9 protein-coding genes are annotated in these 12,398 nt (G+C 52.5%); 6 read left to right on the top strand and 3 right to left on the bottom strand.

Features of this window, described 5'->3' with window-relative positions:
• The first annotated feature begins 96 nt into the window (after positions 1 to 96).
• Entirely contained in the window at positions 97 to 657 is a 561-nt protein-coding gene (locus J0A68_RS04120; protein WP_206576914.1) for a fasciclin domain-containing protein, read from the top strand.
• Positions 658 to 723: 66 nt separating this feature from the next.
• Here the strand turns inward: J0A68_RS04120 and J0A68_RS04125 are convergent, their stop codons facing one another.
• Positions 724 to 3,600 (bottom strand): TonB-dependent receptor, encoded by a 2,877-nt coding sequence (locus J0A68_RS04125; protein WP_206576915.1) that lies wholly within the window; start codon positions 3,598 to 3,600, stop codon positions 724 to 726.
• A gap of 126 nt (positions 3,601 to 3,726) precedes the next feature.
• On the bottom strand, positions 3,727 to 4,062 hold the full coding sequence (gene ytxJ, locus J0A68_RS04130; RefSeq protein WP_206576916.1) for a bacillithiol system redox-active protein YtxJ: 336 nt from the start codon (positions 4,060 to 4,062) through the stop codon (positions 3,727 to 3,729).
• Positions 4,063 to 4,182: 120 nt separating this feature from the next.
• On the opposite strand from ytxJ, the gene J0A68_RS04135 reads away from it, so the two are divergent.
• Positions 4,183 to 5,535: a DUF4403 family protein gene (locus J0A68_RS04135; RefSeq protein WP_206576917.1), complete on the top strand. Its 1,353-nt coding sequence runs from the start codon at positions 4,183 to 4,185 to the stop codon at positions 5,533 to 5,535.
• A gap of 221 nt (positions 5,536 to 5,756) precedes the next feature.
• Here the strand turns inward: J0A68_RS04135 and J0A68_RS04140 are convergent, their stop codons facing one another.
• Positions 5,757 to 7,091 (bottom strand): M24 family metallopeptidase, encoded by a 1,335-nt coding sequence (locus tag J0A68_RS04140; protein ID WP_206576918.1) that lies wholly within the window; start codon positions 7,089 to 7,091, stop codon positions 5,757 to 5,759.
• Between the two features lie 172 nt (positions 7,092 to 7,263).
• On the opposite strand from J0A68_RS04140, the gene bshA reads away from it, so the two are divergent.
• The 4 genes from bshA (at position 7,264) to htpG (ending at position 12,351) form a co-directional block, all read left to right on the top strand.
• On the top strand, positions 7,264 to 8,400 hold the full coding sequence (gene bshA, locus J0A68_RS04145) for an N-acetyl-alpha-D-glucosaminyl L-malate synthase BshA (protein WP_206576919.1): 1,137 nt from the start codon (positions 7,264 to 7,266) through the stop codon (positions 8,398 to 8,400).
• A 101-nt stretch (positions 8,401 to 8,501) separates the two neighbouring features.
• The gene (locus J0A68_RS04150) at positions 8,502 to 9,128 is read left to right on the top strand and encodes a sterol desaturase family protein (RefSeq protein ID WP_206576920.1); all 627 of its coding nucleotides are present in this window, start codon (positions 8,502 to 8,504) and stop codon (positions 9,126 to 9,128) included.
• A gap of 115 nt (positions 9,129 to 9,243) precedes the next feature.
• Positions 9,244 to 10,086 (top strand): Rossmann-fold NAD(P)-binding domain-containing protein, encoded by an 843-nt coding sequence (locus J0A68_RS04155; RefSeq protein ID WP_206576921.1) that lies wholly within the window; start codon positions 9,244 to 9,246, stop codon positions 10,084 to 10,086.
• 378 nt (positions 10,087 to 10,464) lie between these two features.
• Positions 10,465 to 12,351, top strand: coding sequence for a molecular chaperone HtpG (gene htpG, locus J0A68_RS04160; protein ID WP_206576922.1), 1,887 nt, complete (start codon positions 10,465 to 10,467; stop codon positions 12,349 to 12,351).
• Positions 12,352 to 12,398 lie beyond the last annotated feature (47 nt).

Raw genomic sequence — 12,398 nt, forward strand, 5'->3', positions numbered from 1 at the left:
GTATTCCCGTTTTTTTTTGCGGCCCCCAATCCAAGCCCAAGGCCCTCCTCGTAAGTGCTGTCATCTATCAATCAGAAATCCTAAACAACCAAAACCATGAACAAATTAATGAAACTGGCTTTTGCAGCCTTCGTATTTTTGTCAGCCAATCTGGCCTACGCGCAAATGGAAAAAACCGTGGAAGTGGGCGGCGCACCCATGTACCCCTCCAAAAACATTGTGGAAAACGCGGTAAATTCCGCAGACCACACGACGCTGGTCGCGGCAGTGAAGGCTGCTGGCCTCGTCGAGACCTTGCAGGGAGCTGGGCCTTTCACCGTCTTTGCCCCAGACAATGCGGCTTTTGAAAAGCTGCCAAAAGGCACCGTGGAAACTTTGCTCAAGCCTGAAAACAAGCCGCAGCTGGTCGCTGTCCTGACCTACCACGTGGTAGCGGGGAAAATGGGATCCAAGGAAATCGCCGCTGCCATCAAGAAAGGCAGCGGAAAAGCAACCCTCACAACAGTCCAGGGCGGGAAGTTGACCGCTTGGATGAAGGGAAAGGAGCTTTACATCACAGATGAAAACGGCGGCCAGTCCAAAGTCACCATCGCCGATGTTTGGCAGTCCAATGGCGTGATCCATTCTGTGGACACGGTGGTGCTGCCAAAGATGTAAACAGAAATGCCTCGTAACGAAAAAGCCGTCTGGAATGAATCCAGACGGCTTTTTCGTTTGTTGTGCCTACCAGGTTCTGCCTCCGGGAGGTGGCCCCCCTGGCCTGAACGGCATTCCGCTCGGACCTCTCGGTTCTTCTTCTTTCTTGAAGTTGCCGATGATGTAGGTGAAGGTCAGCATGCCGTAGCGGGTGAGGACGTTGGTGTAGGTGTCGGTGACGGAGACGTCGGAGATGGTGCGGCTGATGCTGTTGTTTTGGTTGAGCAGGTCAAAGATGACCACTTTCAGCTCGGCCTTGTTGTTTTTTGCGAAGCGGTACCCCCCCTCGATATTCCACAGCCAGAAGTTCTGGTCAAATCCCTCCGAAAGTCCTCGGTAGAGGGTGTGTGCGACATTGTTTCCGACGAAGACTTTGCCGTTTTTGGAAGAAAGGAACAGGCGCATGGTGGACTCCTGCTGGTAGTAGTTGTTGTCCAGGTCCTGCTGGAGACTGGAGTTGACGATATTATATGTTCCGGTGGTCTGGATGGAGAAGTCCACGTTTTGGCTGATGTTGGAGCTGAAAGTCAAACCTTGGCTCAGGGCGAGGTTGTCGTTGAGGTTTCTGTCCCCGTTGATCATGCCCGGAGTCCGGTTGAAGCTTGCCCGGCTGTTGGTGTTGAACTGGGTCTTGATCTTTTTGATCGGCGCGCCGTAGGTGAGGAAGAGGCTGGTTCTCCAGTTTCCGTCCAAGTTGACCGGCTGGGAGATCTGACCGCCGGAGCGGAGCAGGATTTCCCCATTGATCAGGGTGTCTTGGGCGGTGATGAAGGTATTGTTGCCTATGTAGTTGTTGGTGGCCGAATAGTTCATAAACATAAACAGCGTGCGGGATTTTTCCAGGTTCACCTTGCTGATGTTTGCAAAGATGTTGTGGTTGTAGCTCTGGGCTAGGCTGGGATTACCCACACTCATGTTGAGCGGGTTTTGGTTGTTGACCACGTTTTGCAGCTGGGATACACTTGGCTCGTCAGTGTCTGTCCTGTAGCGGAATCTCCAGCTGAAGCCCGACTGCCGGTTGCGGTAGTTGATGCTCGCTCCGGGGAGGACATTGCTAAAGTCCCTGTTGAAGACTCCCTCAGTCGGGAAAAAGGCCTCGTTGTCCAGCGTCGCAAACTGGTAGTCCAAGTTCAGGTTGATGCTGTAGCCTTCCTTGTTGTAGGCATAGCCGGACCGCAGGCGTTGGGTGATGAACTTGTTGTCAAACTCGTTGGAAAGGGCCGTGTCCAGCACGGGTCTTCGCTCAGCGTCCAGAATGTAGGTTTTTTGGTCGGCTACGGTTTTGTTGTTGCCGATCTGATAGCCCAAAGTGGCGATGGAGTTTTTTCCCACCGGCTCGGTAAAGGTCGCATTGACGCGATAGTTGAATCCCTCGTTTAGCGCATCGGTCTCCTGCAGCGTGGTGTCTATCAGGCTTCTGCCAAAGTCCCGGCTTGCGGCGAGCAGGTCGGAGGTTTGGTCGCGGTTGTTCCATACCGTGTAAATATCGGTCGAGAGTGTCCTGCCTTTTTTCTCAAACTTGTAGCGATAGGTCAGGTTGTTGGCGATGTTGTAGGCTTGGGTTTCGGCATCGGTGATGGATCTCAGCGCCGAGAGCGAGTCTCCGGTGCTGGCCGAGGTCAAGGCGTCACGGTCGCTGAAGGTCTTGTTGGTTTGGAAAGAGATGTTCGGCGTCAGGATGATGGAGTTCCTTTCATTCAAATCCGCCTCGATTCTCGCATTTGCCCGGTGGTTGTAGTTGTCCACCGTGTTGATGAGGTTTTCCTGATAGTATTGTCTCAGATTTTCGTTGACCACGGTCTCACGGTTGGTGATCTGCTGCAGCGTGTTGGTCGTGTTGTTGAAAAAGTAGCTTCCGGTGAAGTTTACCTTCTTTCCCCACTTGTCCGAATAGTTTAGCCCCAGTGCGTTGGTGGTGACGATGCCTCCGGAGTTACCAACGTAGAAGTTGTTGCCACCGCCGCCCCACCGGCCACCGCCTCCGCCAAAGCCCCTGCCTCCGCCGGAGGAGTTGGCTGAGACACCGGCGAGGTCTTGGCTGGAAAAGTTTTGCTGGTTGATGTTGTTGAAAAGTCCCAAGATCGAAACCCGCTGGTCGCCCTTGAACATGTTGATGCTGCCGCCAGCCGAGTAGCGCTCATCGGTACCGAACCCTCCATAAGCCCTTCCAAAGGAGCCGTTTTTGCGGTCTTCGCGCAGGATGATGTTGATGGTCTTGGTATAGGTGCCGTCATCAAAGCCTGTGAGTCTGCTCTGATCCGAGCGCTGGTCGAGCACTTCTACCCGATCGATGGCGTCGGCAGGCAGGTTTCTCAGCGCGATACTGGGGTCACTTCCGAAAAACTCCCGCCCATCCACGAGGATTTTCTGCACATTTTCGCCTTGCGCCTGGAGCTGTCCCCCGCTCATGGTCATTCCGGGCATTTTGCGGATCAGGTCTTCGGCTTGGGCATTAGCCTGGGTTTTGAAAGCGTTCGCATTGTAGGAAGTCGTGTCACCGCGCTGCTCGCCGACTGGTGCCTGTCCTTCGATGACCACTTCCCCGAGTACCTTGGTGTCCTCCAAGATGAAAATTTCACCCAATTCCACCGGATCCCTGAAGCTGTGGATCTTGGTGACGGTGCCGTAGCCCAAAAAAGAGATCTCCAATTTTACCTCGGGAATCATCGGCCGGACGATCTCAAATTCACCGTTTGCACCGGTGACAGTGCCCCTCAGCAGGGAATCGGTGACCGTTTTGATGGTCACATTGGCACCGATCATGGGCAGTTTGGAAGTCCCATCCGTGACCTTTCCGGTAAATTTCCGCTCGGGACGGGCTTGTCCTCCCGGTCGCTGGGCCTGTGCCGAAAATGAGGTCAAAAGGCTTAAAATCAGTACAATAAAAAGGTATGTCTTTCTCATAGAAATCTAAAGTTCACACCTTTGACCGAAAGACTAAGCCGGCGGTTTAATCCGGGCAGACCGAAAAATTAGAATGGACATTTTAGGGGATGGATGGTCTAAATGTCCTTTTAAAATCCAAGCCGATCAAACCTGCGCCATGATCTCCGGATAGGAGATTCCAAAGTGGCTGTTGTCGTACACCGCCTGTCCGTCTCGCACGATGATGACCTGGGGTGACTCGTGGGGTACGCCAAACTCCGCTTCGATTTGGTTGGAGAGGTTGCGGAAGGAGATCAGGTCCAAAAAGTAGGGAATGACTTTCTCCCCATCTTCTGTTTTCCAGTTTCGCAGGAGTCGGTCCAGCGACATGCTGCTGACCGAGCAGCGGGTACTGTGCTTGAAGATCAAGACGGGCTTGGTATTGCTCAGTTCTTTGATTTCAGCGATTTGGGTAGCTTCGGTGAGTTTTTTCCAGTTCATTTTGGTGATTGCTTACTTTTGGGGCAATTGTTGCGAGGGGATTCAGTTCCGTTAGACCTTCCTAGTATTGCTATGAAAATAACCAACAAAAGCCGATTAGTTCCTTTGGACTATCTGTGTTTGATCATTTTTTGTGCCATCACTGCCTGCAAAAGCCTCAACCCCGCAGCGACACCTCCACTAGCGCGAATCCCCGAGGCCTATTCGAAAGTGAATCTGCCCTTGGAGATCCCTGTCCAGACTTTGGAAAACCTGGTCAATCAGCGTGTCCCTCCTGTGCTCTTCGAGGAGCAGGGCATGGAGATGGGCAACGGCATCATTGGCGATTTGAATTTTGCCAGAAACGGCATGGTAAACGTAGCCGCTTTGGACGAGCATCGGATGCAGCTCATCTTGCCCATCCGGGTCAGGGGAGAACTCGGCCTGAAGCCCGGCGGCCTGCGCAATCTTTTCCAGTCCAAAGTCCCGATTGACCAGGCTTTCGCTCCAGTAGTGGTCTTTGATCCCCAGATCAACCCCAATTGGGCCTTGGGAATTTCGGATTTTGAAGTGTTGGATCTCGGGGGAAAGATGAGTCTCAGCGTCTTGGGGATGGAGCTGGATCTGACCCAGATGATCCGGCAGGAAATCCAGCGCTATGCGGACAAAAACCTGACTGCGAAACCGGACCTTTTGAGACTCAAGCCCATCGTCGATCAGGCTTGGAATCAGGTGGGACGGCCCGTGTTTGTGGAGTTTGAGGGAAAAAGGATGGCTTTTTCCATCCAGCCGGATTCGGTCAAGCTTTCGGAAAAGTTCACCCCAGGCCAGAGCTATGACCTCAGCTTGGGCCTGTCGGGGAAAGTAAATGCACATCCTGTGGATGCCGCGCCCAGCCGGCCTTTTCCCCTTCCCAAGCTGACCGAAAACCACAGCGAAGAGAACTTTCTCGAAATCCTCATCCCGCTGCGCTTGAGCTACGCTGAGATCGATCAGCTGCTCAGCGAAAATTTTGAAAACCAAGCAATCCGCGTCAACAAGACCACGGTCTTTCGACCGAGCAACTTCCGCTCTCAGGCCTACGGTGAGCAGCTGGGGATTTGGATGGACTTTCATGCGGTTCAGACAGACGGCAAAGAAATCGACGGAAAGCTTTTTTTGGTGGGCTCTCCGAAGTTCGATCCGAGGGAACGCGTGCTGATTTTTGACCAAGTCAACTTTCACCTGGACAGTGACAGCCGAAAGGCAAAAATGGCTGCATCCCTCAAAAAGGGCAAAATCATCCGGCAACTGGACAAAAAGCTCCGCTTCGAAATGGGAGAGGTGCTGGAGGAGAGCCTCAGCGGAATCCGGGAACGCCTCGCTCTGCAGACTCCCTATGGCGATCTGAGGGTAGTCGGTTTGGAGATTGTCCCAGATGGGTTTTACCCCTCTGCCGCCGGTCTGGAAATCCAGTTGAAAGCAACCGGGCAGGTGGAGGTGGAGTGGAGGTAAATCCTTCGTCAAAATCCGACCGGAATCGCCGCAAGCTCCGCAAATAAAGCACCAGCGCCTGCAAGGCCAACTAAAGGCAGCTTTGCTGCTGCAGTTTGCACAGTACCGGGGTTGCTCCGCAGCATGCCAGCAGGCAGTTTCTGGGCTTTTCGTTACAAGGGACTTTCAAACCGAGGCTCAGTCGAAACAAGTGCCTTGCTTTTCCGGCATTTATCCACTTCCTACTTTTTCCCCACCAAGATCAAATCCTCCTGGGGTGTGATCAGGTAGTGGGCCCCTGAGTCCGAGACCACTGCCATCTCTTCCACGGAGATGGTCTTTTCGGTGCCGTCCGCTTGCTTCCAGCAGTGAAAGCCGTCGAAAGCGAAGACCATCCCCGCTTTCAGGAGCTTTTGCGCAGCCGGTCTGGGTGAGGGAAGTCTTGCTCCGCCCAGATTGGGCCCCACGTCATGGGCCACGTAGCCGACGGGGTGGCCTGTACTCCATGGAACATAAAGCGAGCCCGCTGCATCCATGAGGTCCCGCTGTGCGCGGTCCACGTCTTCTCCTTTTACACCGGGTTTCATGGCCGCGAGAGCGGCACGGCTTCCCGCTTTTCCGTTTTCCCAATAGCCTTGGATGTCAGCAGGTGCTGCCGTTTCTCCTTCTTTGAGTACATAGGCGAAACGCTGGATGTCGCTCACCCAGATCCCATAGAGCTTCACACCGAAATCCGTCTGGATCACATCTCCGGGCATGATGATTTTGTCCGTGGCATGGGAATGCCCGCGGTCCGGGCCGGAGTTGACATTTGGGTTTTGGTCGGGATGCCAAGCGTCGGTGACGCCGTATTCGACCATTTTGGCTTTGAGGAATTTGGCGACTTCCGCATCAGTGGTCTTGCCGGGCTCGATCATGGCGTAGGCCTCGGCCTGGAAGTCCGCCGCCAACTGGGCCGCCTGGGTCAGGATTTCGATCTCTTCGGGAAGCTTGATCGAGAGCCATTCATAGACCAGTTCCTCGGAGGACACCAGTTTGGATGCGTCGCTTCCGAGGAGTTTTGCCAGTTCCGAGTATTGGCTGTGCGTCAAGCCATCCGCCATTTCATTGGATTCGGAGCTGTTGATGGCGATGGATTTGAAGCCTTTTTCTTTGATGAACCCGACCGCCTTGGCCAGGGATGATTCTCCTCTTGGCACTCGCTCCACTTTCTCATGGATGTCGAGTTCGTCCAGTGCGGTGGCTTCTCCGTCGGGGGAAAAGACGAGGGAATGGAATCCGGTGGCGTCGTTGAAAAAGAGAAAGGCCGCAGTGCCGCTGGCGTTTTCTCCCCCCACATGGGTAGCGATGGGATCATTGTAGTTTTCCCGGCACACGACCAGCCAGCAGTCTACCCCCGCGTTTTTGAGGGCGTCGGGAAGTAGTTGGTTGATCCGCTTTTTGCGGATTTCGGGCCAGGGATTTTCGCTCCAAAGATTCTCAGGACGGGTAGCTTCAGCGGGCTGGGAAGAGGGCTGGGAAGGCTGGCAGCCGAGCAAAACGGCAAAGATGGGGTAGATCCAGAGGTGTTTTCTCATAAGGTGGTGTAAAGGCGGAATTTAAGCACGACTTTCCGGAGGTAAAAAGGTTTTTACATCAACGCAATTCATTGGATATCAATCTTAAAGTGATAAAAACCTTATATTTTGAACAAATTCGCATTCATAGCGTGTTTAAAAGCAAATCCAAAAAGGCCCTGCTGGGCATCCAATGAAGATAGGAATCGTCTGTTATCCCACCTTTGGTGGTAGTGGCGTGGTGGCCACCGAATTAGGAAAAGGTTTGGCGAAAGTGGGCCACGAGGTACACTTCATCACGTACAAGCAGCCCATGAGGCTGGATTTTTTCAGCGAAAACCTCTTCTACCACGAGGTGGACATCAAGAGCTATCCCTTGTTTGAGTTTGCGCCCTATGAGCTGGCTCTGGCCAGCAAAATGGTGAGCGTCGTGAAGTACGAAAACCTCGATCTGCTCCATGTGCACTATGCGATTCCCCACGCCTCCTCGGCCTACATGGCCAAGCAGATCCTCCGGACTCAGGGCATACAGATTCCGGTAGTCACCACGCTGCACGGCACGGACATTACCCTGGTGGGCAAGGATCCGAGCTACGAGCCGGTGGTCACGTTCTCCATCAACCAGTCCGACGGGGTCACGGCGGTGTCCGAGGACTTGAGAAAGGAGACCTTCCAATATTTTGACATCAAGCGGGACATCGAGGTCATTCCCAATTTCATCGATCTGGAGCGCTTCAAGAAGCAGCGCAAGGAGCATTTCAAGATGGCGATCTGTCCAAACGACGAGAAACTGCTGGTCCACACTTCCAACTTCAGAAAAGTGAAGCGGGTAGAGGATGTGATCCAGGTTTTTTACGAAGTGCGAAAAACCATCCCCGCCAAGCTGCTGCTGGTAGGCGATGGGCCGGAGCGTGACAAAATGGAACGGCTCTGCCGTACGCTGGGCACCTGTGATGACGTGCGTTTCCTGGGGAAACTCGAAGCGGTCGAAGAGGTGCTTTCTGTGGCGGACTTGTTTTTGATGCCTTCGGAAAAAGAGAGCTTTGGCCTCGCCGCGCTCGAAGCCATGGCCTGCGAAGTGCCGGTCCTGTCCTCCAATGCAGGCGGGATCCCCGAGCTAAACCTGGACGGGGTGACGGGCTTTGCCTGCCAAGTGGGCGATGTGGGCGAAATGACCGAAAAAGCCAAGTACATCCTTTCCGAGGAGAATCTGCCAGGCTTCAAGGAGCGGGCCTTGGCTCGCGCCAAGCAATTTGACATACATCAAATCATGCCCAAATACGAGGCGTTTTACGAAAAAACCATTGCCGAGGCCCTCAGCGCGGTCTAAAAATGATCTAAATCATTTGTCTGTGAAGACTCCCAAAAGGCCAAAAGCCTTAACTTTGCGGAGTTGACTTGCCAGTAAATTAAGCTTACACCATACTACTTATGAAAAAGATTGGGAGATTGGACAAACCAGACAATTTCGGTTCTGCCAAGATGTTTTCTAATCCATTTTTGGAGAAAATCTCCAGGACCAACATCCTCGTGCCGATCATCATGTTTTTTGCCATCTCGGCGGTGTCGTTTTACTATGCGGTGACCACCACGGAGATCGGGCTGGGAGTGGGGATTGCAGTGCTGTTTGCGGGGCTGTTCGTGTTCACGTTTGTGGAGTACATGATGCACAAGCACTTCTTCCACATGGAGCCGGACACGCCGATCAAGGACAAGCTGCAGTACACCGTGCATGGCGTGCACCATGACTATCCCAAGGACAAAGACCGCTTGGCAATGCCTCCCTTCGTGAGTGCGGCCTATGCGGCGATATTTTACCTGGTGTTCAAGCTGATTATGGGGGCTTATTCCCTCTATTTCCTGCCAGGATTTCTGATCGGATATGCGGCCTATCTCGGCGTACATTACCTCGTACATGCCCTCAATCCTCCGAAAAACTTCCTGAAGGTGCTGTGGGTAAACCATGCCGTGCACCACTACAAGGATCCGGACGTATCCTTTGGCGTGAGCTCTCCGCTCTGGGATATCCTGCTGGGTACCATGCCAAAGAAAGATTGACGATCCCATCCAGTCTTTGCAGCCCTCCAAGAAGTTGGAAAACTTGGAGGGTTTTTTCATGTTCTATTCCCAGTAATCAGTTTCTTCGTGCCATTGTGGCAAACCAAAATCCAACATGAATACTGTCTCCATCATCGGCCTAGGCTGGATCGGTACGCCGACGGCACACCTGCTAAAGGATTCCTGCCAAGTGATAGGCTCCACCACCAGTTCCGAAAAGCAAGCCAAACTTGCCTCCGAAGTAATCAAGGCTGTCCGCTTTTCCCTGAGCCCCCACCCGGAGGGCCTAGGCTTCAACGCACTTTTCCAATCCGAAATCCTTATCGTCAACATCCCACCTCGGACCCGCACGGGCGATGGGACTTTCCACCTAGAGCAGCTGAAGTACCTGAAGAGTCTTTTGGCCAACTCAGCGGTCAAAAAGGTGCTCTTCGTGTCCAGCACGGGAGTCTATCCCAGTGAAAACCTCGAAGGGAAATATGCTGAAGACTTTCCGCTCAGTCTGGAAAACACGGGGCACGATACCATCTTTCGTGCAGAGCAGCTACTGGAAGCTTCGGCTACGCTCAGCACAGGCGAGCGAAACTACGATTTGACCATCGTCAGATTCGGAGGTTTGCTGGGAGACGACAGGATTCCGTTGCGGTATTTCACCGGGAAGGAAAATGTGGCAGGACATACCCGAGTGAACTTTATCCATCGCCAAGATGCAGCGCGCATGCTCGCTTGGATCGTGGAAAAAGGCCTTTGGAACCAAACCTTCAACGGGGTCGCACCACGGCATCCCCTGAGACGCGAAATCTATGAAAAGCTGTCCCGGGAGACCGGCATGGCTCCTCCCGCCAGCTACCAAAACGAACCCGAAGGCAATGACCGACTGATTTCCTCTGAAAAGATCTTGGCGACAGGTTTTGAGTTTGATTTTCCGGACCCTTTGGATTTTACCTATGTAGTTTAGCCACTAAGGCACCAAGGTATTATGAATTCTTTTTCAAACGGAGGACAGCGAAACTCTGCGCCTTTGCGAGAAAAAGGAGCGAAGGCTCGCAGAGACGGAAAGCCGCAAAGGGTTGTTTTTTTTTGGTAAACTTTATTCGCGTCTTCGTGCCTTTGTGGCAAAATAAGAGTTATTGGGAAATGGTTATTGAGTTATTCCAAAAAGGGACGCCGCACGCTTCAGCTTTCAGATTTTAACCTTCTGACTTTTCGGTACTGCCAACTGAGACTGCCCACTGCCAGCTGATAAATGCCATCTTGTCACATTTTTTCAAGTGGAACGGGCATTGATAATCCCCTTTTGTAAAAATTTTGTAACCATTTAAACTGATTCATAACCATGCAGGAAAAAGGTACCATCTCGATCCATACCGAGAATATTTTCCCGATCATCAAGAAATTCCTTTACTCTGACCACGAGATCTTCCTTCGCGAGCTCGTATCCAACGCAGTCGACGCGACGCAGAAGATCAAGCGTCTGGCGACTTTGGGACAGTACAAGGGCGAACTGGGCGATCTGACCGTGGAGGTTTCTTTTGACGAGAAAAAGAAGACCATCACCATCTCCGACAAAGGGCTCGGGATGACCGCCGAGGAGATCAAAAAGTACATCAACCAGATTGCTTTCTCCGGCGCAACCGAGTTTGTGGAGAAGTTCAAGGACGCCAAAGACGCCAATGAGATCATCGGTAAGTTTGGTTTGGGCTTCTATTCCGCCTTTATGGTGGCCAAAAACGTGGAAATCCACACCCTTTCTTACCAAGACGGAGCGGAGCCAGCCATTTGGGTGTGCGACGGCAGCACTGAGTTTGAGATCAAAAAAGGCAAGAAAAAGACCCGTGGCACGGACATCATCCTCCATGTCAACGAGGAGTCTGAGGAATTTCTCGATAAGTGGAAGCTGCAAGGAATCTTGGACAAATACGCCAAATTCCTTCCAGTTCCGATCAAGTTTGGCACCAAGTCCGAGTCTGTAGAAGACGGCGTGGATGACAAAGGCGAGAAAAAGTGGAAGTCCGTTGAGGTTGACAACATCATCAACACCACCGCTCCGATCTGGACCAAGTCTCCAAGCGAGCTGACTGACGAGGATTACCTGAAGTTCTACAAGGAGCTCTATCCGATGAGCGAGGATCCGCTGTTCTGGATTCACCTGAACGTGGACTACCCGTTCAATTTGACCGGGGTGCTCTATTTCCCGAAAGTGAAAAACGAGTTTGAGCTTCAGCGTAACAAGATCAAGCTTTTCAGCCGCCAAGTCTTTATCACCGACGAAGTGAAGGATATCGTCCCTGAGTTCCTCATGCTGCTCCACGGCGTGATCGACTCTCCAGATATTCCTTTGAACGTATCAAGAAGCTTCTTGCAGGCGGATGGAAACGTAAAGAAAATCAACAACTACATCACCAAAAAGGTGGCGGACAAGTTGGCTGAACTTTATAAAAAAGACAGAAAAGCCTACGAAGAAAAGTGGAACGACATCGGTCTCTTTGTGAAGTACGGCATGATCTCAGAGGAGAAATTCTACGAGAAAGGCAAGGACTTTACGTTGCTGAAAAACACCAAGGGCGAATACTTCACCTTGGACGAGTACCGCGAGAAGGTGAAAGCCATTCAAACCGACAAAAACGACACGACTGTTTTCCTTTACTCCACTGACCTCAACAAGCAGGACAGCTTCATCGAGTCGGCCAACAAGAAGGACTACGATGTCCTCGTGCTCGACTCTCCGATCGACAGCCACTTCATCCAGCATATCGAAACCAAGCTCGAGAAAACCCAGCTCAAGCGTGTGGACGCGGACGTGGCCGAGAAGCTGATCCAGAAAGACGACAGCTACGCCAATCTCCTGACAGAGGAGCAAAGCAAGTCCGTGAAGGAGCTTTTCGAAAAAGCGATCAACAACAAGTCCTACACCGTGGAGGTGGAAGGCCTCAGCCCAGAGGAACTTCCGGTGACCATCACCATGGAAGAGTGGATGCGCAGGATGAAGGACATGGCGCAGACCGGAGGCGGTCCGATGAGCTTCTACGGCAACCTTCCTGACAGCTACAAAGTCGCCATCAACGGCAACCATCCCGTGGTGGACAAGATCCTCAAAGCGGACGGAGAAGAAGCCCAAACCAAACTGGCCAAACAGGCTTTTGACTTGGCTTTGCTTTCCCAAGGCTTGCTGACCGGCAAGGAATTGACTGCATTCGTAAGAAGAAGCGTGGAGATGCTGTAAGTTTCTCCTGACTCAAATGAAACCCTCCAAAGGCTCGTCCTTGGAGG

The organism is Algoriphagus oliviformis, from assembly GCF_017254915.1.
Classification (GTDB): domain Bacteria; phylum Bacteroidota; class Bacteroidia; order Cytophagales; family Cyclobacteriaceae; genus Algoriphagus; species Algoriphagus oliviformis.

Bases quoted from the DNA above. Each gene is read 5' to 3' on its own strand.
- J0A68_RS04155 (WP_206576921.1), top strand. From the start codon at position 9,244: ATGAATACTGTCTCCATCATCGGCCTAGGCTGGATCGGTACGCCGACG.
- J0A68_RS04140 (WP_206576918.1), bottom strand. From the start codon at position 7,091: ATGAGAAAACACCTCTGGATCTACCCCATCTTTGCCGTTTTGCTCGGC.
- bshA (WP_206576919.1), top strand. From the start codon at position 7,264: ATGAAGATAGGAATCGTCTGTTATCCCACCTTTGGTGGTAGTGGCGTG.
- ytxJ (WP_206576916.1), bottom strand. From the start codon at position 4,062: ATGAACTGGAAAAAACTCACCGAAGCTACCCAAATCGCTGAAATCAAA.
- htpG (WP_206576922.1), top strand. From the start codon at position 10,465: ATGCAGGAAAAAGGTACCATCTCGATCCATACCGAGAATATTTTCCCG.
- J0A68_RS04120 (WP_206576914.1), top strand. From the start codon at position 97: ATGAACAAATTAATGAAACTGGCTTTTGCAGCCTTCGTATTTTTGTCA.
- J0A68_RS04150 (WP_206576920.1), top strand. From the start codon at position 8,502: ATGAAAAAGATTGGGAGATTGGACAAACCAGACAATTTCGGTTCTGCC.
- J0A68_RS04125 (WP_206576915.1), bottom strand. From the start codon at position 3,600: ATGAGAAAGACATACCTTTTTATTGTACTGATTTTAAGCCTTTTGACC.